Origin of the sequence: Leisingera aquimarina DSM 24565, assembly GCF_000473165.1 — a bacterium.
GTDB classification, from domain to species: domain Bacteria; phylum Pseudomonadota; class Alphaproteobacteria; order Rhodobacterales; family Rhodobacteraceae; genus Leisingera; species Leisingera aquimarina.
The window spans coordinates 1,785,611-1,805,714 of record NZ_KI421504.1; the positions used below are offsets into that span (position 1 = coordinate 1,785,611).

At 59.8% G+C, this 20,104-nt stretch carries 21 protein-coding genes; 18 read left to right on the top strand and 3 right to left on the bottom strand.

The annotated features are described in order from the left end of the window. Window positions 1-34 precede the first annotated feature (34 nt). The 15 genes from ehuR to AQUI_RS30740 all read left to right on the top strand — a co-directional run bounded on the left by ehuR (window position 35) and on the right by AQUI_RS30740 (window position 14,767). On the top strand, window positions 35-1,429 hold the full coding sequence (gene ehuR, locus AQUI_RS0112885) for a MocR-like ectoine utilization transcription factor EhuR (RefSeq protein WP_027257881.1): 1,395 nt from the start codon (window positions 35-37) through the stop codon (window positions 1,427-1,429). A 95-nt stretch (window positions 1,430-1,524) separates the two neighbouring features. After that, a complete protein-coding gene (locus AQUI_RS0112890; RefSeq protein ID WP_027257882.1) occupies window positions 1,525-2,541 on the top strand; it encodes a TRAP transporter substrate-binding protein in 1,017 nt (338 codons plus the stop codon). Window positions 2,542-2,610: 69 nt separating this feature from the next. Further along, window positions 2,611-3,177, top strand: coding sequence for a TRAP transporter small permease (locus AQUI_RS0112895; RefSeq protein ID WP_027257883.1), 567 nt, complete (start codon window positions 2,611-2,613; stop codon window positions 3,175-3,177). 10 nt (window positions 3,178-3,187) lie between these two features. Next, a complete protein-coding gene (locus AQUI_RS0112900; RefSeq protein WP_027257884.1) occupies window positions 3,188-4,474 on the top strand; it encodes a TRAP transporter large permease in 1,287 nt (428 codons plus the stop codon). Between the two features lie 12 nt (window positions 4,475-4,486). Continuing rightward, window positions 4,487-4,924 (top strand): universal stress protein, encoded by a 438-nt coding sequence (locus AQUI_RS0112905; RefSeq protein WP_027257885.1) that lies wholly within the window; start codon window positions 4,487-4,489, stop codon window positions 4,922-4,924. A gap of 10 nt (window positions 4,925-4,934) precedes the next feature. After that, the gene (gene eutA, locus AQUI_RS0112910) at window positions 4,935-5,699 is read left to right on the top strand and encodes an ectoine utilization protein EutA (protein WP_027257886.1); all 765 of its coding nucleotides are present in this window, start codon (window positions 4,935-4,937) and stop codon (window positions 5,697-5,699) included. Window positions 5,700-5,717: 18 nt separating this feature from the next. Beyond that, complete coding sequence (gene eutB / locus AQUI_RS0112915; RefSeq protein ID WP_027257887.1) at window positions 5,718-6,725, top strand: hydroxyectoine utilization dehydratase EutB; 1,008 nt, start codon at window positions 5,718-5,720, stop codon at window positions 6,723-6,725. Beyond that, window positions 6,718-7,710 carry an ectoine utilization protein EutC gene (eutC, locus tag AQUI_RS0112920; protein WP_027257888.1) on the top strand — a complete coding sequence of 331 codons (993 nt, stop codon included), beginning with the start codon at window positions 6,718-6,720 and terminating at the stop codon, window positions 7,708-7,710. Before eutB ends, eutC begins: the two co-directional genes overlap by 8 nt. A 19-nt stretch (window positions 7,711-7,729) precedes the next feature. Continuing rightward, window positions 7,730-8,917, top strand: coding sequence for an ectoine hydrolase DoeA (doeA, locus tag AQUI_RS0112925; protein ID WP_027257889.1), 1,188 nt, complete (start codon window positions 7,730-7,732; stop codon window positions 8,915-8,917). 3 nt (window positions 8,918-8,920) lie between these two features. Further along, window positions 8,921-9,913: a N(2)-acetyl-L-2,4-diaminobutanoate deacetylase DoeB gene (gene doeB, locus AQUI_RS0112930; RefSeq protein ID WP_027257890.1), complete on the top strand. Its 993-nt coding sequence runs from the start codon at window positions 8,921-8,923 to the stop codon at window positions 9,911-9,913. Window positions 9,914-9,925: 12 nt separating this feature from the next. Beyond that, complete coding sequence (locus tag AQUI_RS0112935) at window positions 9,926-10,405, top strand: Lrp/AsnC family transcriptional regulator (protein WP_027257891.1); 480 nt, start codon at window positions 9,926-9,928, stop codon at window positions 10,403-10,405. Between the two features lie 97 nt (window positions 10,406-10,502). Next, window positions 10,503-11,288, top strand: a complete 786-nt coding sequence (locus AQUI_RS0112940; RefSeq protein ID WP_027257892.1) for an SDR family NAD(P)-dependent oxidoreductase — start codon at window positions 10,503-10,505, stop codon at window positions 11,286-11,288. Between the two features lie 121 nt (window positions 11,289-11,409). Beyond that, window positions 11,410-12,885, top strand: coding sequence for an NAD-dependent succinate-semialdehyde dehydrogenase (locus AQUI_RS0112945; RefSeq protein ID WP_027257893.1), 1,476 nt, complete (start codon window positions 11,410-11,412; stop codon window positions 12,883-12,885). A 138-nt stretch (window positions 12,886-13,023) separates the two neighbouring features. Further along, a complete protein-coding gene (locus AQUI_RS0112950; protein WP_027257894.1) occupies window positions 13,024-14,397 on the top strand; it encodes an aspartate aminotransferase family protein in 1,374 nt (457 codons plus the stop codon). Between the two features lie 220 nt (window positions 14,398-14,617). Further along, window positions 14,618-14,767: a hypothetical protein gene (locus AQUI_RS30740; RefSeq protein ID WP_156916822.1), complete on the top strand. Its 150-nt coding sequence runs from the start codon at window positions 14,618-14,620 to the stop codon at window positions 14,765-14,767. A gap of 60 nt (window positions 14,768-14,827) precedes the next feature. Here the strand turns inward: AQUI_RS30740 and AQUI_RS0112960 are convergent, their stop codons facing one another. After that, the gene (locus AQUI_RS0112960) at window positions 14,828-15,589 is read right to left on the bottom strand and encodes an NAD(P)-binding domain-containing protein (protein WP_027257895.1); all 762 of its coding nucleotides are present in this window, start codon (window positions 15,587-15,589) and stop codon (window positions 14,828-14,830) included. 159 nt (window positions 15,590-15,748) lie between these two features. Continuing rightward, a complete protein-coding gene (locus AQUI_RS0112965; protein ID WP_027257896.1) occupies window positions 15,749-16,840 on the bottom strand; it encodes an NADH:flavin oxidoreductase/NADH oxidase in 1,092 nt (363 codons plus the stop codon). A 112-nt stretch (window positions 16,841-16,952) separates the two neighbouring features. Here AQUI_RS0112965 and AQUI_RS0112970 point away from each other — a divergent pair, with 112 nt between their 5' ends. The 3 genes from AQUI_RS0112970 to AQUI_RS0112980 all read left to right on the top strand — a co-directional run bounded on the left by AQUI_RS0112970 (window position 16,953) and on the right by AQUI_RS0112980 (window position 19,103). Further along, window positions 16,953-17,816 (top strand): LysR family transcriptional regulator, encoded by an 864-nt coding sequence (locus tag AQUI_RS0112970; RefSeq protein ID WP_211236013.1) that lies wholly within the window; start codon window positions 16,953-16,955, stop codon window positions 17,814-17,816. A gap of 139 nt (window positions 17,817-17,955) precedes the next feature. Then, window positions 17,956-18,249, top strand: a complete 294-nt coding sequence (locus tag AQUI_RS0112975; RefSeq protein ID WP_156916823.1) for a hypothetical protein — start codon at window positions 17,956-17,958, stop codon at window positions 18,247-18,249. Beyond that, the gene (locus tag AQUI_RS0112980) at window positions 18,222-19,103 is read left to right on the top strand and encodes a hypothetical protein (protein WP_156916824.1); all 882 of its coding nucleotides are present in this window, start codon (window positions 18,222-18,224) and stop codon (window positions 19,101-19,103) included. The genes AQUI_RS0112975 and AQUI_RS0112980 overlap by 28 nt, the downstream gene beginning before the upstream one ends. 245 nt (window positions 19,104-19,348) lie before the next feature. On the opposite strand, the gene AQUI_RS27875 is transcribed toward AQUI_RS0112980, so the two are convergent. Then, window positions 19,349-20,080 carry a GntR family transcriptional regulator gene (locus tag AQUI_RS27875; protein ID WP_051371890.1) on the bottom strand — a complete coding sequence of 244 codons (732 nt, stop codon included), beginning with the start codon at window positions 20,078-20,080 and terminating at the stop codon, window positions 19,349-19,351. Window positions 20,081-20,104: the final 24 nt, after the last annotated feature.

A 20,104-nucleotide genomic window follows, 5' to 3' on the forward strand; every position in this document is an offset into this window, starting at 1 on the left:
TGCGAAGCCGGGGCCGCCAATTGTAAAATGTCGCATGACAATATGGCATCCTGATCCTTCCACCTTGACCTCCCCCCTGCATGCGAGTCTTGCGCTGGCCATTGCAAAGGCAATCTCAGACGGCAAACTGCCGAAGGGGACGCAGCTGCCGACTCACCGCAAAATGGCCGATGATCTTGGCCTCAGTGTCCACACCGTCAGCAAGGCATATGAAAGTTTGCGGCGGCAAAGGCTGATTGATGGCCAGGTCGGCCGGGGCAGCTACGTTCTGGATCCTGACAAGTCCAACGATCAGCCGTTTCAGCTGAGCTCTGAACGCGGTGGCGGTTTCGACCTGTCGATTTCACGCCCGGCATTCTCGCAGCAGCATGCTGAGCGGTTCGAACAAGCGCTGAGGGAACTGCCGGAGGGGTTGGACCCGAGCTACTATCTGTCCTGCCGCCCGAATATCGGTCATGACGCCCACCGTGCCGCCGGATCGCAATGGCTGCGGCATTGCGGTTTGGAGGTGCCGCCGGAGCGGATCATTATGACCAATGGGGTCAGTCATGGCATGTCAGCGGCGCTGTCGGCGCTGACCCGGCCTGGCGACACGGTGGTGTCAGACAAGGTCACGCATCATTTGCTGGTTTCGGGTTGTTCTTATCTGGGCCTGAACCTTGCAGGGGTTGATGTGGATGGGGATGGCATCCTTCCGGATGCGCTGGAGCGGTTTTGTCAGGGAAGCAAACCTAAAGTTTTGTTTTTACTTCCATCCTTGGCCAACACGACGGCGGGTATGATGCCTGAGGAACGCCGCCGCGCGCTGGTGGATGTCGCCCGTAAACACGATCTGCACATCATCGAAAACGATGCCTTTGGTCCGGTTGCCGAGGGCCGGCCGGTGGCGGTCACTGCTCTCGCGCCGGAGCGTTCAATCTATTTGACCACCTTTACCAAATGCACTGTGTCGGGGTTGCGCGCAGGTTACATGGCGGCGCCGGAGCACCTGCTGCCGGCATTGACCGGGCGGATTGTCGTGTTCGGTTGGATGGCGACACCACTGATGTGCGAGCTGGCCACCCGCTGGGTGCAGGACGGCACCGCGCTGGAGCTGGCGCAGTGGCAGCGGCGTGCGCTGGCGGCGCGCCATGGAATCGCCGCTGAGGTGCTGAAAGGCTGGCACTGGCAGGGCCATCCCTCTGCATTGCATCTATGGCTGCCGCTTCCCAAAGGCTGGAGCACCAGCAGTTTCGTGTCTTACGCGCGCGAATTGAAAGTTGCAGTGGCCCCGGATGCGCCGTTCCTGCCCCCCAAGACGCCGCCGCAGAATGCAGTGCGTCTGTCGCTCGGCAGCGTCCAGGATCTGGGGCGGTTCAGGCAGGCGTTAGAGCTGATCGCCGGCATGCTGGGCGGCCCGCCAGAGGGAGTAGCGCCCTTTACATACTGATTGTCCTGCGACAATAAAAAAATTGACATGCAGTACAATTCCTTTCAAGTCTGGCGCAGCGGTGCTCAGGCACCCAAGAGACTTGGGAGGAAAACATGGCTCAAACTGTCAAAATCACCTTCGGTGCCCTGACTGCGGCGGGGATTGTTCTGGCGGACAGCGCGGTGCAGGCCGACACTTGGCGCTATGCCTTTGAAGAGGCAATGGCCGATGTGCAGGGCGTCTATGCGCAGAAATTCAAGGAAGAGATCGAGGCGAACTCGGATCACGAGATCCAGCTGTTCCCCTATGGCACACTGGGTGAATCGGCTGACATCATGGAGCAGACCCAGGACGGTATCCTGCAGTTTGTGGACCAGTCGCCGGGCTTTACCGGCTCGCTGATTCCCGAAGCGCAGGTGTTCTTTGTGCCCTATCTGCTGCCGACCGATCAGGATCACCTGGCGCGCTTTTACAAGGAGAGCAAGGCGATCAACGGCATGTTCAAGCCGCTTTATGCCGAGCAGGGGCTGGAATTGCTGAACATGTTCCCCGAAGGCGAAGTGGCGATGACCACCAAGACACCGGTCACCACCTGCGCCGATCTGGACGAGGTGAAGTTCCGGGTGATGACCAACCCACTGCTGGTCGAAAGCTACAAAGCCTTTGGCGCCACCCCGACGCCGCTGCCCTGGGGCGAGGTTTACGGCGGGCTGCAGACCAATGTGATCCAGGGGCAGGAGAACCCGACGTTCTTCCTCTATTCAACCAAGATCTATGAGGTCACAGATTACATCACCTACGCCGGCCACAACAACTTCACCACCGCGGTGATGGCCAACAAAGACTTCTATGACGGCCTCAGCGCCGAGGAGCAGCAGGTTGTGCAAAACGCGGCGCAGGCCGCCTATGACCACACCGTAGTTTACCAGCAGCAGGCTGCCGAGAGTGAGCTGGCCAAGATCATGGAAGCCAAACCGGAAATGCAGGTGACGGTGCTGAACGATGATCAGCGTAGCTGCTTCAAGGAAGCGGCGGCTGAGGTCGAGGCCAAGTTCATCGAGATGACCGGCGACAGCGGCGCCGCGATCCTGGAACAGTTGAAGGCAGACCTGGCGGCCACCGCCAACTGACGCCTGTCCTGCAAACAGTGCTGAGCGGGTCCTGCCTGCTCAGCAGCATTCGCGCCTGGGGAGGAAGCAATGCAACAGTCACACGAATTAGCGCTGCCCGGGTTTCTGGGTGTGATCGACAGCGCCATCAGCCGCATTGAATCATTCCTGCTAGCGGCAGGGGTTCTGCTGATGGCCGCCAATACCGTGGCCAATGTGGTGGGGCGGTTCGTGCTGGGAAACTCCATCTTCTTTACCGAAGAGCTGAACCGGATCCTGATCATCCTGATCACCTTTGCCGGCATCAGCTATGCCGCGCGCAACGCCCGCCACATCCGGATGTCGGCGATCTATGACTTGCTGCCGCCGCACCTGCGCAAGGTGATGGTGGTGGTGATCTCCGTGGTCACCGCCGGGTTCATGTTCCTGCTGTGCTTTTACGCGGTCAAATACATCGGTTCGCAGGCCGCGCGCGGGCGGGTGCTGCCGGCGCTGCAAATCCCGGTCTGGGTCATCCTGGTCTGGGTGCCTGCCGGGTTCTTCATGACCGGCGCCCAGTACCTGCTGACCGCGGTGCGCAACTTGACCTCCCCCGGCATCTATCTCTCGACGCATGTGCAAGAGGGATACGAGGACGCAGAAGAAATCGAAATCTGAGGGCGAACCCGTGGCTGCAACAATATTTTTGACCATGATCGCCCTGCTGCTGCTGGGCTTTCCGATGATGATCCCGCTGATTGCCGGCGCCTTCATCGGATTTCTGATGCTGTTCGGCGATCTGGCCCGGACCGAGACAATGGTACAGCAGATGATGGCCGGCATCCGGCCCGCCTCGCTGATTGCGGTGCCGATGTTCATCTTTGCCGCCGATATCATGACCCGCGGCCAGTCGGCCGGGCGGCTGATCAATGTGGTGATGGCCTATATCGGCCATATCCGCGGCGGGCTGGCGATTTCCACCGCAGCCGCCTGCACCATGTTCGGGGCGGTGTCCGGCTCGACTCAGGCGACCGTTGTGGCGATCGGTTCGCCGCTGCGCCCGCGGATGCTCCAGGCGGGCTACAAGGACAGCTTTGTGCTGGCGCTGATCGTGAATGCCAGCGACATCGCCTTTCTGATCCCGCCCTCCATCGGCATGATCATCTACGGGGTGGTCTCCAGCACCTCGATTGCCGAGCTGTTCATTGCGGGCATTGGTCCCGGCCTGCTGATCCTGCTGCTGTTTTCCATCTACGCCTATATCTACGCCGTGCGTAACAACGTGCCGACCGAGCCCAAGGCCACCTGGCGCCAGCGGCTGCAGACCATGCGTGCCGCACTTTGGCCGATGGGGTTTCCGGTGATCATCATCGGCGGCATCTACGGCGGCGTCTTCAGCCCGACTGAGGCCGCGGCGGCCTGCGTTCTCTATGCGCTGATCCTGGAGGTCGCCGTGTTCCGCTCAATGTCGCTGGCGGATGTCTATGAAACCGCAAAATCCACCGGGCTGGTCACCGCCATCGTGTTCATTCTGGTGGGGGCAGGGGCTGCGTTTTCCTGGGTTATCTCATTCGCTCAGGTGCCGCAGCAGATCCTTGGTGCCATCGGGATTGCCGAGATGGGCGCCCTAGGGGTGCTGTTCGTGATCTCCATCGCGTTTTTCATCGGTTGTATGTTTGTCGATCCCATCGTGGTGATCCTGGTGCTGGTGCCGGTTTTTGCGCCGGTGGTGAAATCGGTTGGGCTGGATCCGGTGCTGGTCGGCACCATCATCACCCTGCAGGTTGCCATTGGCTCGGCCACGCCGCCCTTCGGCTGCGATATCTTCACCGCCATTGCCGTGTTCAAACGCCCCTATGCCGAGGTGGTGCGTGGCACGCCGCCGTTTATCCTAATGCTGCTGGCGGTGTCGGTGGCACTGATCTTCTTTCCGCAGATTGCGCTGTTCCTGCGTGATCTGGCCTTTGCAAAATAAGGAGCACTGGCGATGTTCACATCCATTCTGGTGCCCTTCGACGGCTCGCAAGGGGCAGAAGCCGCGCTGGCCAAGGCGGCGGAGCTGGCGCAACTGTGCGGTGCGCAGCTGACACTGCTGACGGTCTACCGCCACCATTCGCTGCTGGAGGCCTCGATGCATATGGTGCGCCCGGATCAGCCGGAGGACCTGGACGAGATCATGCGCAGCCACGCCAGGGAGGTGGCCGAGCGCGGCAAGGCGCTGGCGGCGGCGAGCGGCTCTCGAACACCCCGCGCCTTTGTTAAAGCGGGGCCGGTGGCGCGCACCATCACGGGGTTTGCCAGGGAGCACAGGCATGACCTGATCGCGATCGGCAGCCGCGGCCTTGGCTCGGTGGAAGGGGTGCTGCTGGGCAGTGTCTCTCACAAGGTAACGAGCCTGGCCGAAACCCCGGTTCTTGTTGTTTAGGAAAGCAAAAATGGCTCTTGATATCCAATCCGCGCCGTCGCGTGTTCCAGCCCGGCTGGATGACCGCCCGGTGAAAAAGCGGATCGCGCTGGTGGCGCTGGCGACCGACCACACGTCGGAACGCGACTTTGCCCGGATCTGCGATCCGGACCGGGTCGGCGTCTACACAAACCGCATCGAATTCGAAAATCCAACCACCAGGGAAACTTTGCTGAAAACCGGCCCGCGGCTGACCGAAGCAGCGGCGCAGATCCTGCCCGGCGAAACGGTGGATGTGGTGGCCTACGGCTGCACTGCGGCCTCCATCGTGCTGGGCAATGATGCCGTCGCGCGCAGCTTGAGCACCGCCAAGCCGGATACTCCCTGCGTCACCCCCAGCTCTGCAGCCTTCGATGCCTTTGCAGCACTGGAGGCCAGGCGGGTGTCGCTGCTGACCCCTTACAGCCCCGAAGTCACAGATGAGATGGCGCAATATTTCGCGGTACACGGCCCAGAGGTGGTCAATGCCGCCTGTTTCGGTCTGACAGATGATCGCCAAATGGCGCGGATTTCCGAGGACAGCATCATCGAGGCCGGGATCGCCGCCTGTGAGTCATCAGCCGATGTGCTTTTCCTGTCCTGCACCGCCCTGCGGGCTGCTGTTTGCATTGAGCGGATTGAGGACCGGCTGGGCAAGCCGGTTGTCAGCTCAAACCAGGCGATGGTCTGGCGGTGCCTGCGCTTGGCCGGGATCACGGATCCGGTGAAAGGTTTCGGCAGGCTTTTTGAACTCTAGATAGGCTAAACAATTCCAATGACTGGCAAAATCACCCTTCAGGACAGCTATCAGGCCCGGGCGCGGATTGCCGGGCGTATCCGGCAGACGGCACTGGTATCTTCGCCCTCTCTCAGCGCGCTTTGCGGCGGAGAGGTTTCGTTGAAGCTGGAAAGCACCCAGATCACTGGCAGTTTCAAACTGCGCGGTGCCACCAATGCAGTTTTGTCGCTGACCAATGAACAGCGCACGGCGGGTGTGGTTGGCGTGTCCACCGGCAACCACGGGCGCGGGCTGGCCTATGCGGCAGCGCAGGCCGGGGTGCGCTGCATCATTTGCATGTCGAAGCTGGTGCCGCAGAACAAGGTCGAGGGCATCAAATCCCACGGCGCCGAAGTGCGCATTGCGGGCCGCTCGCAGGACGATGCGCAGGTGGAGGTCGACAGGCTGGTGGCGGACGGCATGACCATGCTGCCGCCCTTTGATCACCGCAGCATCATCGCGGGCCAAAGCACCGTGGCGCTGGAAATTCTGGAACAGGCGCCGGATCTGGACACCGTGCTGGTGCCGCTGTCCGGTGGCGGGCTGATTTCCGGCGTGGCGATGGTGATGAAAGCAGTGAACCCGAAAATCCGCGTGATTGGCGTGTCGATGGAACGCGGCGCAGCAATGTTTGAATGCCTGCAGGCGGGCAAACCGGTGCAGGTCGAAGAGCTGCCGACTCTTGCCGACTCCCTGGGTGGTGGCATCGGGCTGGACAATGCCTATACTTTTGAAATGACCAAAGCTTTTGTCGATGACGTGGTGCTGGTTTCCGAAACAGAAATCGCGGCGGCGATCCGTCATGCGTATTTCGAAGAACGCCAGGTGATCGAAGGTTCCGGCAGCGTCGGCATCGCTGCCCTGCTGGCCGGCAGAATCGAAAACCCGGGGCGCTGTGTGTCGCTCGTCAGCGGCCAGAACATCGACATGGCCCTGCACAAGCGGATCATCGATGGTGAAGATGTCGACGTGGCGGCCAAGACCAAGGGAGGGGCAGATGCCTGACATCAAGATTCTGACCGAAGCGGAACTGCGCGATCTGGTGCCGTTGGATAAGGACGCGGTGGATTGCGTCGAGCGGAGCTTCACGACCCTTGCCGGGGGCAAGGTGGTGATGCCGCCGATCCTGACGCTGCCTGTGCCTGACCACAATGGCGAGGTCTGTGTGAAAACCGCCTATGTGCCGGGTATCGACAGCTTTGCCATGAAGATGAGCCCCGGTTTTTTCAACAATCCTAAGCTCGGTCTGCCGAGCACCACTGGTCTGATGGTGGTGTTTTCCAGCAAGACCGGCATTCTTGAGGCGCTGCTCTTGGACAATGGCTATCTCACCGACGTGCGCACCGCCGCTGCTGGTGCTGTCGCCGCACGCCACCTCGCGCGCGCGGACGCGGCGCATGTCTGCATCATCGGCGCCGGCGTGCAGGCGAAAATGCAGCTTCAAGCAATGACACTGGTGCGCGAAATCAAAAGCGCCGTGATCTGGGCACGGGATATTGCCAAGGCTGAGGCCGCTGCTGCAAGCCTGCGCGAAGAGCTTGGGCTGGAAATTTCGGTCAGCACGGGCATCAGAGAAGCCGTTTTGTCAGCTGACATCGTGGTCACCACCACCCCCGCAGCCGAACCTGTGATCAAGGCGGAGTGGCTGAAGCCGGGGCAATTGGTCATCGCCATGGGGTCGGATCAGGAGCACAAATGCGAGCTTGAGCCTGCCTGCCTGACCAAGGCAGCCTTGTATGTGCCAGACAGCCAGGCACAGTGTGCAGTCAAGGGCGAGCTGCGCAGCGCCACCAAGGCGGGGCTGATCGCCAAGGATCGCAGTTTTTCCGAACTGGGGGATGTCACCTCAGGCAAGACCCCCGGCCGCCAGTCGGACGGTGATCTGATCATCGCCGACCTGACCGGCACCGGCGTTCAGGACACCGCCATCGCAACTCTTGCAGGCTCCCGCGCAGATGCGGCGGGCGCCGGCACCACTTTTACCAGCTGATCAACCAGGAACCACGCATATGGCAGACCCCAAGCTGTATTTCTCCCGCTCTGAATACCAGGCGCGTATCAAAAAAACCCGGTCCGAGATGGCCCGCCGCGGCATTGATCTTTTGATCGTCACCGACCCCTCGAATATGAATTGGTTGACTGGCTATGACGGCTGGTCGTTCTATGTGCATCAGTGCGTCGTGCTGGGCCTGGAGGGCGAGCCGCTCTGGTACGGCCGCGGCCAGGATGCCAATGGTGCCCTGCGCACCTGCTTCATGGAACCCGCCAGTATCATTGGCTATCCGGACCATTACGTGCAATCGCCTGAACGCCACCCGATGGATTACCTGTCGGCGCAGCTGGCGGACCGGGGTCTGGGCAACGGCACCATCGGCGTTGAAATGGACAACTACTATTTCACGGCTGCCGCCTATGCATCCTTGCAAGCGCATCTGCCGAATGCGCGCTTTGCCAACAGCAACGCGCTGGTGAACTGGCAGCGCGCAGTGAAGTCCGAGCCTGAACTCACCTATATGCGCCAGGCCGGCAAGATCGTTGAACGCATGCATCAGCGGATTTTCGACAAGGTCGAACCGGGGATGCGCAAGTGCGATCTGGTGGCGGATATCTATGACTCCGCTTTGCGCTATGACGAGGCCCTGGGGTTTGGCGGCGACTACCCCGCTATTGTGCCGCTGTTGCCGTCGGGACCGGATGCAGCCGCGCCGCATCTGACCTGGGACGACCTGCCGATGAAATCCGGCGAGGGTACTTTCTTTGAAATCGCAGGTGTTGTGCACCGCTATCACTGCCCGCTGTCGCGCACGGTGTTCCTGGGCAAGCCGACGCAAACTTTCCTGGATGCGGAAAAGGCCGTGCTGGAGGGCATGGAAGCCGGGCTTGAGATGGCCAGGGCCGGCAACACTTGCGAGGACATTGCCAAGGCGTTCTTCAAGGTGCTGAAAAAATACGGCATCGAAAAAGACAACCGCACCGGCTATCCGATCGGCGTCAGCTACCCGCCGGACTGGGGCGAGCGCACCATGTCGCTGCGTCCGGGCGATACCACTGTTCTGGAAGAAAACATGACCTTCCACTTCATGACCGGCCTCTGGATGGAGGACTGGGGCTTTGAGATCACCGAAAGCATTCGCATCGGGGTGGACGGGTCGGAGTGCTTGTCCGATGTGCCGCGCAAAATGTTCGTGAAGGACTGATCCATGAAGGCAAACCCGATTTCCCCCACCATCCCGCTGGATCAGGATGGGGTGCACCACGGTTTCCTGAAGCTGCCATACAGCCGGGATGACTCAGCTTGGGGCTCAGTGATGATCCCGCTGACCGTGATCAGGAACGGCGACGGCCCGACGGCGCTGATGACCGGCGCCAACCATGGCGACGAATATGAAGGCCCGATTGCCTTGCACGAATTCGCCGCCACTACCCGCGCCGAAGACGTGACCGGCCGTCTGATCATCGTGCCGGCCTTCAACTACCCGGCATTCCGGGCCGGCACCCGCACCTCGCCCATCGACAAGGGCAACATGAACCGGTCTTTTCCAGGCCGTCCTGACGGCACCGTGACCGAGAAGATCGCGGACTACTTCCAGCGCACCCTCTTGCCGATGGCGGATCTGGCGGTTGATTTCCACTCCGGCGGCAAGACGCTGGATTTCGTGCCCTTTGCCGCTGCCCATATCCTGGAGAACAAGGCGACGCAGGAGGCCTGCTTTGCAGCCATGAAGGCGTTCAATGCACCCTATTCGGTGGAGCTTTTGGAGATCGACAGCGGCGGCATGTACGACACCGCGGTCGAGGGGATGGGCAAGGTTCTGGTCACCACCGAACTGGGCGGCGGCGGCTCTTCCACGGCACGCAGCAATGCTATTGCCAAGAAGGGGCTGCGCAATGTGCTGATCTATGCGGGCATCCTGAAGGGTGAGATGCAGCTGGAAGAGACCGTAAACCTGACGATGCCGGACGATGATTGCTTCCTGTTCAGCGAGAGCGACGGGCTGTTTGAGATTATGGCCGATCTGGGCGCGTCAGTGGCCAAGGGGGATCTGGTTGGCCGCGTCTGGCCGCTGGACCGCACCGGGCAGCCGCCGGTGGAGTACCGTGCCCGCCGTGCCGGGCTGGTGATCAGCCGCCATTTCCCCGGGCTGATCAAATCCGGAGACTGCGTTGCGGTTGTCGGCGTCACCGGCGGCTGATAGGCGGAAGACATGCAACTGGACCAGCGCGATCTCGACATCCTGCGCGTGCTCTCAACCGAGGGCCGCATCACCAAGGCCGCGCTGGCCGACCGGATCGGCCTGTCGCCGACGCCCTGCTGGGACCGGTTGAAGAAGCTGGAGCAGGCGGGTCTGATCGAAGGCTACGGCGCCCGCATCAACCTCAAGAAACTGGCGCCGCATGTGACGGTGTTTGTCGCAGCTGAGATTGCCGACCACACCGCTGCCAGCTTCCGCGCATTTGAAGCCGCAATGCAGCGCTATGACGAAGTTACCGCCTGCTGGGCGCTGGGGGGCGGGTTTGACTACCTGCTGCAGATCGTGACTTGCGACATCGATGCCTATCAACGGCTGATCGACGAGATGCTAGACGCCCGTATCGGACTTTCCCGTTACTTCACCTATGTTGTGACCAAACCTGTAAAAGGGGCCGGCGCACCGCCTCTGGATGTTCTGCTGCGGCAGGACTGAAACGGCAGTTTCAGGTGGAATCCAGTCGTATGCAGACCCAAACAGTTTGCGGGCAGCAGGTTAGGCTTGGTGTCAGGGTAGTGGAGGAGGCTGCGGCATGGGCACGTTTTCGGGGCAAAATATCCTGGTAACAGGCGGCGGAAGCGGGATCGGGCAGGCAATTGCCCATCGGCTTGCAGATGCCGGTGCCAAACTGGCCATTGCGGACCGCAACGCGGACACAGCCGAAACCACGGCTTCCGAATCGCGCGATGCAGGCGCCGAAGCTTTGGCGATAGAGGCTGATATCAGCCGCGAAGCCGACGTCGAGGCGATGTTCGCTGCCGTTCAGCAATTTGGCGGGACATTGCACGGAATGGCACATTGCGCCGGGATCGGTGTGGAAAAAACCATCCTCGACACCTCTCTGGATGATTGGAACCGGCTGATCGGCATCAATTTGACCGGGACATTCCTGTGCGCGCGCGGCGCGGTGCGGATGATGGCCGGTCAAGGCTATGGCCGCATCCTGCTGATGGGGTCCGCCGCCGGTGAACGCGGTGGAACCGGGCGCTCTGCGTACGGGGCCAGCAAGGGGGGCGTTCATGCATTGACCCGGGTCATGGCGGTTGAGCTGGCCGAACTAGGAATCACGGTCAATGCCATGGCGCCTGGCGCCATTGAAACCGAGCTGGTCAGCCGCATGCATGACGCGGAGACCAGAACCGCCTATTGCAGCGGTATTCCTGCCAACCGCTACGGAGCCCCAGATGAAGTTGGTGCTGCGGCGGAGTTCCTCCTGAGTTCCGGGGCTGCTTACGTCAGCGGAGTTGTGCTGCCGATCGATGGCGGCTTCATGGGAGCCGGCGTCATCAAGCGGCAGATGAACCCGTCCGGCGGGTAATACCTTCAAATCAAGCTGGTTGGCGCAGAAGCCAGCTGTTTCTTCTGCTGTTTCAGGAAACTTCAGACACTTCTTCTGCCAGCATCAGGCAAGTTCTCCTGTAAAGCACAGGAGAACTTCCATGACAGAGACTGCTCTCTCTGCCCGCGCGGACATTGCCGACAAGGCGTTAGTGCGTTCATTTTCCTATATAAATGGAAAGTGGTGCGCCGCTGCAAGCGGCGAAACCTTCCCGGTCAGCGATCCCGCGGATGGTGTTGAGCTTGGCCACGTCGCCAGCCAGTCTGCAGAAGAATCCTCTGCCGCCGTGGATGCGGCACAGGCAGCTTTCCCGGCCTGGGCAGGCCTTTTGCCACAACAGCGCGCCTCTATCCTGCGCCGCTGGTTTGAGCTGCAGTTGGAACACAAGGAAGACCTCTCCCGCATCATGGTGCTGGAACAGGGCAAACCCCTCTCTGAGGCGCGCGGCGAGATCGACTATGGCGCCGCCTTTGTGGAATTCTACGCTGAAGAGGCCAAACGCCCCAACATCGAAGGTGTGACCAGCCATTTGCCCGACGCCGAAGTGGAACTGTGGCGCGAGCCGGTGGGCGTAGCGGCGCTGATCACACCCTGGAACTTTCCCTCTGCCATGCTGACCCGCAAAGCGGCGGCAGCACTGGCGGCAGGTTGCACTGTTGTGGCGCATCCTTCGGGGGAAACCCCGTTCAGCGCCCTTGCGCTGGCAGAGCTGGCCGAACGCGCGGGTTTCCCAGCTGGTGTTTTCAACGTGGTGACTGGCAGTGCCTCCGCCATCGTTGAGCCCTGGACCCGAGACACCCGCGTGCGCGCCCTGTCCTTCACCGGCTCCACCAGTATCGGCAAGCTGCTGTACCGTCAGTCGGCGGACACGGTGAAACGGCTGGTGATGGAGTTGGGCGGCCATGCGCCGGTGATCGTCTTCAAAGGCTGTAATCTGGACAAGGCGGTGGATGAGGCGATCAAGGCTAAATTCGCCACCTCCGGCCAGGACTGCCTGGGCGCCAACCGGATCTTTGTGGAGCGGCCGGTCTATGCGGAATTCTGTGCGAAGTTCACCGCAGCTGCCAAGGCCCTGACCATCGGCAAGGGCATGGATGACTGTGACCTAGGGCCGCTGATGAACGAAAAAGCGGTGCAAAAGCAGGAGGAGCATGTGGCCGACGCGCTGGCCAAGGGCGCCACGCTGGCCTGCGGCGGCAAGCGGCATCCGCTGGGGGTGCTGTTTTATGAGCCGACGGTACTGACCGGCGTGCCGGCGGAGGCGCTGATCATGTCTGAGGAGACATTTGGCCCCGTCGCCCCCATCACCCCTTTCGATACCGAGGAAGAGGTGATCGCCCGCGCCAATGACAGCGAGTATGGGCTGGTGGCCTATCTCCACAGCCACGACCCGCGCCGCATCTACCGCCTCAGCCGGGCGCTGCAATACGGCATGGTGGCAGTGAACCGCACCAAAGTCACCGGTGCACCGATCCCCTTTGGCGGAACCAAGCAGTCCGGCCTTGGCCGCGAAGGCGCCCGCCTGGGCATGGAGGAATTCACCGAGATCAAATACCTTTGCCGGGACTGGGCCTGAAACACCGAAATCCGGCGCGGATTTCGGCCCGGATTTGCACGGCAAATCCGCATCATCAAAGAGGCGGGACACTCCCGAATTCCACGCCGGAATTCTCGCAGAATTCCGTCTTGCCGCAGAACTGATAAAGGAAACACGATGCTGAAGAACGACCAACTCGATCAATGGGACCGCGAGAATTTTTTCCACCCCTCGACCCATCTGGCCCAGCACGCCCGCGGTGAAAGCCCGAGCCGGGTGATCAAAACCGCATCCGGTGTCTTCATCGAAGACCGCGACGGCAACAAGCTGCTGGATGCCTTTGCCGGTCTCTACTGCGTGAACGTGGGCTATGGCCGCCAGGAAATCGCCGAAGCGATCGGGGACCAGGCCAAGGAGCTGGCCTATTATCATTCCTATGTTGGCCACGGTACCGAAGCCTCGATCACATTGTCCAAGATGATCCTGGACCGCGCGCCTGCGAACATGTCCAAGGTCTATTTCGGCCTCGGCGGTTCGGACGCGAATGAAACCAACGTCAAGCTGATCTGGTACTACAACAACATCCTGGGCCGCCCGGAGAAGAAAAAGATCATCTCCCGCTGGCGCGGCTATCACGGATCCGGGCTGGTCACCGGCTCCTTGACCGGGCTGGAGCTGTTCCACAAGAAGTTCGACCTTCCAATCGAACAAGTGATCCACACCGAGGCCCCGTACTACTACCGCCGCAACAACTTGGACCAGTCCGAGGAACAGTTCGTCGCTCATTGCGCCGCCGAACTGGAGGCACTGATCGAGCGTGAGGGCGCAGATACTATCGCTGCCTTCATCGGTGAGCCGGTTCTGGGCACCGGCGGCATCGTACCGCCGCCTGCAGGCTACTGGGAAGCAATTCAGGCGGTGCTCAAAAAGCACGGCATCCTGCTGGTTGCTGATGAGGTTGTCACCGGTTTTGGACGTCTCGGCAGTATGTTCGGTTCGGACCACTACGGTATCGAGGCTGACATCATCACCATCGCCAAGGGCCTCACCTCGGCATATGCGCCTCTGTCCGGCTCCATCATTTCAGACAAGGTTTGGAAGGTCCTGGAACAAGGCACCGACGAAAACGGTCCGATCGGCCATGGCTGGACCTATTCGGCGCACCCGATCGGTGCGGCAGCGGGTGTTGCCAACCTCAAGCTGATCGATGAGCTGAACCTGGTGCAGAACGCAGGCGAGGTCGGCGCCTATCTGACCGCCACCATGGCAGAGGCACTGTCCCGTCACGCCAATGTGGGCGACGTGCGCGGCGAGGGTATGCTGTGTGCCGTAGAATTTGTGAAGGACAAGGACAGCCGCATTTTCTTTGATGCCGCAAACAAGATCGGACCGCAGATCTCGGCCAAATTGCTGGAACAGGACAAGGTCATCGCCCGCGCCATGCCGCAGGGGGATATCCTGGGCTTTGCACCTCCGTTCTGTCTTAGCCGTGCGGAAGCTGATCAAGTGGTGGCAGCGACGCTGCGGGCTGTACAAGCTGTGTTGGGGTGAAGCTGAGCTCCAAACTCCCTATTTTTAATGGCTAAGTGAAGCTTTGACCTCTTGTTCGCGAAATGCTGGGTAAAAGCCGCGCAACAGCGGCCCGTGGTGCGGTTCCGAGGGCGGCAGATGGCAGCGGCGAGGCTCGTCTACTGTGTCGTCAACGGAGTGGACGTGTCGCGGTTTGATGCCGCTCCTTTGATAGCATTTATTGCAGCAAAGGAGACGAGCTATGGGAACGAAACGGACAGCCCATTTCCGCGCCGGGGATTCCTTTGTCATGCAGGCCGGTCTGGCCATGGAAGGCTACGTACCGGTCTACATTAAAAAGTGCTTTGCGATTAGTCAGTTGAACCCACACGCTCTGAATGCAGCATTTTGAAGCCTCTCCCGCGGCTTTCCAAGCGCCACGCACTCGAAGATTTGTGCGTACTTCCGTCCTTCAGCTCTCTTCCGAAAGGCGGTTTGCAAGATCGTCCAGGCCACGTTTGGCAGCCGCGAAGGCGCCATCACTTTCCATTTGTTCCCGGAACTGCCGGTTGAGGCCGCCCGGAGTGTTCAGCGCCTCGATCAACTCAGGCAGGGCCTTATGGGCATCCATCGGTTTGGCCATCAGAGATCCGCCGACCAGCAGGCGCAGAAACTGCTCTGATCCGTGATAATCACCGGTCCGCATCGCCAGCCAGTCAACGGCAGTCGCCAAGAGCTTGACTATGGGTGACAGAACGGCTTGTGCGGCGAGGAAGTCATTAAGCGCGGCTTTGCTCGTCACGGACACCACCGCGTTGGAGGTGCCAAAAATCGCGTCAATGACATCCGAGTGAGGATAGGCGAGCACAGGCGAATTGCCTTCGGCAATCGACGGAAATGGGATCATGACTGCCTCAAACTTGACGGGCGCGATCAGCTTTTCGATTTCATCGGTCTCGATGCCTACCATAAATGAGACGACCTTTTGCCCCGCGCGAAACGATAGAGGGGTCAATGCAACGGGCGCGGTTTCTGCTGTCGTACCCAAAAATACCACTTCGGCGTGATCCGCGATCGACTGCATATCTGCCACGGACACATTGCCATACGCCGCCGCCATGGCCGAAGAACGTGTGGCACTGCGTTCGCTGATCCGGATTTCATGCCCACCCTCGACGCAGCCCTGTGCCACGGCGCTGGCGATACTGCCAATACCAAGAAAACCAAGCTCCATTGTCAAAGATCCTTCATCGATTGCCGCCCAAAGTACTCGCGGCACGGGTTTGTGGGCGGTGGTGGCATCGCCAAGGAGACACCTGCCTTAGCCCGTTCAAGCGGATAGGCGCGAGAACGGTCTTTGGGCTAACCGTTTTCGGGATAGGCGGACGTATTCTCAGGCTCCCACGAAGAACCCGTAATTCTCTGCAAGGACGTGCCGTGTATCGACGCCGAGTTCCCTTGCGGCGGTGAAAGCCCAATGGGGATTGCGCATCATTTCCCGGCCCAGGAGAACGATGTCTGCTTTCCCTGCGGTGATGATCTCGTTCGCTTGATCCGCCCGCGTGATAGCCCCGACAGCCATGGTGGGCATCATTGCAAGCTTGCGCACCTCGCCGGCCATATCCGGCTGCTCTGGTGTTCGCCCGTTGATCGCTCCTCGGGCCTCGGGCACAGCCCCCCCCGCCGAGCAGTCCAAGATATCGACCCCGCGCTCTTTCAGCCAGCCGCCGATTTCGGCCATATCTTCAACGGTCAGCCCGCCGGGGGCAAAGTCGTCGACGGATAGCCGGACCGCGAGAACGCGATCTTCCGGCCAGACTTCTCGGACTCTTTCAACAGTTTCGAGCAGGAATCGCGCGCGGTTTCGCGGCGAGCCGCCGTATTCGTCGGTGCGCGCATTCACAAGCGGCGTCAGGAACGAGTGGAGCAGATAGCCGTGGGCGCAATGCACTTCGAGCAGCTGATACCCCGCATCGCGCGCCCGCTTGGCGGCATTCACGAATTGTCCTTGAATTTCTTGGATCTCAGAAACGGTCAGTGCTTTGGGCTGGCGCCAAAGCCGTTGTTCCGTTGGGTCAAACCGCTCCGTTGTCGGGCTTACCGGAGACCACCCTCCGTTCTCATCGGAGATATGATTGCCGCCATCAAGCGCAGTTGCCGCGCTACCTTTTCGGCCGGAGTGAGAGATCTGGATGCCCGGCACTGCGCCATGGGCCTTAAGGAAGGACACGATCTGTGAGGCCTTTGCGGCTTGCGCGTCATTCCAGAGGCCCGCGCAGCCGTGTGAAATGCGGCCCGTGGGTGACACAGCGGTGCACTCCGCCATCACCAAACCCGCCCCGCCCACAGCGCGCGCACCGAGATGCACCAGATGCCAATCTGTGGCGACGCCCTCCACGGACGCGTACTGGCACATCGGAGACATCCCAATGCGGTTCTTGAAGGTAACGTTATTGATCATCAATGAAGAGAAAAGATCTGGCATAGCCGCCTCATTTGATTTTCAGCACAAACGATTGCAAATCTGCGGTTCAAGCAAGACAAGAATTTTTCAACATGTATAATTTCATATTATGAATGAATCTGACCTTCCATCTATGACATCCATTCGGGCCTTTGCCCTTTTTTCCGAGCATGGCAGCATATCCGGGGCAGCAAGGGCCATGAACGTCACGCAGCCGGCGGTCACGCAGCAAGTGCGCGCACTGGAGCGGTATCTGGGAGTCAAGCTGGTCAAACGCCATAAGCGCGGAGTGCTCTTGACGGATGAAGGACAAGTTCTTGCTCATTACCTGCGAAGGGGCTTTGGCGAGATACGCGAGGGCGTCCGCGTCGTCACAGCGAGCAAGGCGCCGAACGCGATACGGATCACGGCATCTCCCAGCTTTGCCGCCTATTGGCTTGTTCCTCGCGTGACATCCTTCCAGGCAGCGCATCCCGGCGTGAGTGTTCAGCTTGACTTGAGCGCAGAGGCGCGCGCGCTCAAAGACACCGGGTTTGATGTTGCCATAAGGTATTGCCGCGATCAGGACTTGCCGCCAGGGGTATCCCCGCTTTTTGAAGTCGCCCTTAATGTCTTGTGCCACAAAGATCTGGTACCGGCAAAGCCTTGGACACATGAAAAGCTGCAAGCCTTACCCTGGTTGCAGGAGCTTGGCGTATCAGATGTCAAAAACTGGTTCGTGCGTCACGGCATGGGCACTTCTGTTCCTGATCAGATTTCCGAGATGCCCGGCAACCTGATCATCGAGGCCGTCCGACGTGGAGAGGCCGCGGCCTATTCCGTGTGTGATTGGGTCTCACCTGAATTGGAAAGCGGCGAGTTGGTGGAAATCTGGCCAAGCCGAGAAAAGGGCTTCTATTACGCGATCACCGACAGCGGTAGTCCAGTTCTCGAGCTATTCTTAGATTGGTTGGTCACGGAGGCGGGGGGGCGCTGTGCGCGCGCACAAACGGCTTAGGCGAACTCGCACAGGTCAAGTTAAAATTATCGAGAAGAGCATTGTTGCATGCGCAAACGTAACACTGGATTGCCAAAGGTGCTGACGTCAAACAGTCCCCGTGTCCCATCCATTCGCTGACGGCCGGGATCGGTATGGTGTGGCGGATGCGCAGATCACAGATCTGTTGCAAGAATTCGACGAGAAGGTCGCTCCCTTGGCGCTCGGCAAAACATCCCGAACCGGGGAAGGCATGGAGGCCTTTCTCGAGCTTCTGGATGCGCAGAACAAGCCTCTGGAGGGCAAGAAGGCCTTGCTGCGCAAGCCGGGACGCAAGGCAGGGAGCAAGTCTGAGCGGCGCGTTCGAGCAGATGACTGCTGCGGTTGGGCTTTCTACCGGCCAAAAAACGCTGAGCGAAAAGCACATTGCACAACCGTCGTGGCTATATCGTAGCAGCGGCCAAAGCCCTCATGTCGGGTCGGGGGTATCTCATCGGCTCGATCTACGAGCTGACCGATCCGGATGTCATCGAGAATATTGCGGATGTCCTGGCTGAAGCCAATGAGGACAGGGAGTTCGCAAGCGACTACGTGCCATCCGTTTTGAAGACCCTTCGTAAACTTGCTGTCGGGTATTGCGAGCGGGAGGCCGAAGATATCGAGGATATCTCGGAACTGATCAAAGATTTCGAGATGGGCCGCCGGGGCATTGCCCCGCGAAATAAGGCGAAGCTCCAGGCGGTCACACCGGGACGCATTCAGCGCTTCATTGATGTATCAGATGAAATCATCCGGTATGTGAACGCCCGGGCAGAAGGTGTGAAGCGACGGTATCGCGGGAAACACGGTAAAACACCTGATCTGTCGGACATTTATGATGCCGAAATGCTGCGTGACGTCATGATGGCACTCGCCCAAGACATTCTGCTGGTACGCGCGCCGCGCAGTGAAAACCTGATCGGCATCGAATTGGACTGGATCCGATGGACGAGTGATCAGGCGACAATTGTGGTGCCAGCACCCAAGGTAAAAATGCGAACAAGGGCAGATGCGGATCTCTTCATTCCGCTGAACCCCTTTGTCAGCAAGCGGCTCAGGGTCCCAATTCACCGCTTTCGTGACAGTGCGGCAACCGAAGCTGCAGAGGATCTGGAGAATGGCGGAGCTCTGGCACCGGCACTTCTGGGTCATCGGGATGAGAAAACCACGCAACGGCACTATGATCATTCCGAGGGTGTGAAGGGCGCTCGGAACTTCGCGGAACTCATTCAGACCAGGCGATCGGCACCTGTTGACCTCAAAATCTGAATACTTCCCTAAGTCTCCGCAAGCCGCTGTAAATGCTGAAACTTCCGAAATAGATTAAGAAAGGGAATGCACTACCCGCACGGAATGATGTGCCCCCAGTCTCAACTAATTCCCTTCACCACCTCAACCGCTGCCAACCAACGCTCCTTTAGAGAGTTGGTCTTTAACAGCAATTGAGCAGCCTCAAGAAAACAGTTCGGCGTCGCAGCTTTTCCAGCCCAGATGATCTGTCTCCCGGGCTTCGGTTACCCCTCGAATGTCGAAAAATCGAAGTCGTCGAGATACTGTGCTTTCATGAAATTCGTGAACCGATCGTGGAACTGACGTGTGTGTTCGTGAGCCAGGCGGTCTGCCAGATCTACGTCCTGGGCTTCGATTGCCTTGATCATGTCGAAGTGCTCAGACTGGAGCAGGTGGTCAGTCGTGGACGACTGTAGATAGTCGAAATGCATGTGCAGAATTCGCCGTCCTTCGTCCAGTAGTTGTCCATAGCTCTTGGCGAAATAGGGGTTCTTGCCGCCCGCAGCCACAGCCATGTGAAAGGCCTTGTTGGCCTCTGACATTCGCAGATGATCATTGGCTTCGCAGGCAGCGTCGAATTCCCGGGCCTTTTCCAACATCAACTCGATATCTGCGCCGCTGCGGTGCTTTGCGGCGAGGCGTGTATTGATCCGTTGCAAGGCATCCAGCGCTTCGACGTAACGCGGAAATTCGGCGAGGTTGATGGGCGCCACAAGGGTCGAGCGGTTCGACAAGGTCTCAGCAAGACCATCGGCAGTCAGTCTGACCAGCGCCTCGCGGATCGGGGAGCGGGACATGGCGAATCTTTGCGCCAGCACGGTTTCTTCAAGCACTGCACCGGGGGCCAATTCGAGGGTCAAAATTTCGCGCTTGAGTGTTTCATAAACGAATTTCGCACCGCCACCCTTGGCCTGTTTCGGAGTTGCTTTCGCAGGATTCGCTTTGGTTGCAGGCATTCGGCGCGGTTCTCTCGGCTTTAT

What these genes read in the sequence shown, in the direction of transcription:
- ehuR (WP_027257881.1), top strand. Translation starts at nt 35, where the DNA reads ATGACAATATGGCATCCTGATCCTTCCACCTTGACCTCCCCCCTGCAT.
- AQUI_RS0112890 (WP_027257882.1), top strand. Translation starts at nt 1,525, where the DNA reads ATGGCTCAAACTGTCAAAATCACCTTCGGTGCCCTGACTGCGGCGGGG.
- AQUI_RS0112895 (WP_027257883.1), top strand. Translation starts at nt 2,611, where the DNA reads ATGCAACAGTCACACGAATTAGCGCTGCCCGGGTTTCTGGGTGTGATC.
- AQUI_RS0112905 (WP_027257885.1), top strand. Translation starts at nt 4,487, where the DNA reads ATGTTCACATCCATTCTGGTGCCCTTCGACGGCTCGCAAGGGGCAGAA.
- eutA (WP_027257886.1), top strand. Translation starts at nt 4,935, where the DNA reads ATGGCTCTTGATATCCAATCCGCGCCGTCGCGTGTTCCAGCCCGGCTG.
- eutB (WP_027257887.1), top strand. Translation starts at nt 5,718, where the DNA reads ATGACTGGCAAAATCACCCTTCAGGACAGCTATCAGGCCCGGGCGCGG.
- eutC (WP_027257888.1), top strand. Translation starts at nt 6,718, where the DNA reads ATGCCTGACATCAAGATTCTGACCGAAGCGGAACTGCGCGATCTGGTG.
- doeA (WP_027257889.1), top strand. Translation starts at nt 7,730, where the DNA reads ATGGCAGACCCCAAGCTGTATTTCTCCCGCTCTGAATACCAGGCGCGT.
- doeB (WP_027257890.1), top strand. Translation starts at nt 8,921, where the DNA reads ATGAAGGCAAACCCGATTTCCCCCACCATCCCGCTGGATCAGGATGGG.
- AQUI_RS0112935 (WP_027257891.1), top strand. Translation starts at nt 9,926, where the DNA reads ATGCAACTGGACCAGCGCGATCTCGACATCCTGCGCGTGCTCTCAACC.
- AQUI_RS0112940 (WP_027257892.1), top strand. Translation starts at nt 10,503, where the DNA reads ATGGGCACGTTTTCGGGGCAAAATATCCTGGTAACAGGCGGCGGAAGC.
- AQUI_RS0112945 (WP_027257893.1), top strand. Translation starts at nt 11,410, where the DNA reads ATGACAGAGACTGCTCTCTCTGCCCGCGCGGACATTGCCGACAAGGCG.
- AQUI_RS0112950 (WP_027257894.1), top strand. Translation starts at nt 13,024, where the DNA reads ATGCTGAAGAACGACCAACTCGATCAATGGGACCGCGAGAATTTTTTC.
- AQUI_RS30740 (WP_156916822.1), top strand. Translation starts at nt 14,618, where the DNA reads ATGGGAACGAAACGGACAGCCCATTTCCGCGCCGGGGATTCCTTTGTC.
- AQUI_RS0112960 (WP_027257895.1), bottom strand. Translation starts at nt 15,589, where the DNA reads ATGGAGCTTGGTTTTCTTGGTATTGGCAGTATCGCCAGCGCCGTGGCA.
- AQUI_RS0112965 (WP_027257896.1), bottom strand. Translation starts at nt 16,840, where the DNA reads ATGCCAGATCTTTTCTCTTCATTGATGATCAATAACGTTACCTTCAAG.
- AQUI_RS0112970 (WP_211236013.1), top strand. Translation starts at nt 16,953, where the DNA reads ATGACATCCATTCGGGCCTTTGCCCTTTTTTCCGAGCATGGCAGCATA.
- AQUI_RS27875 (WP_051371890.1), bottom strand. Translation starts at nt 20,080, where the DNA reads ATGCCTGCAACCAAAGCGAATCCTGCGAAAGCAACTCCGAAACAGGCC.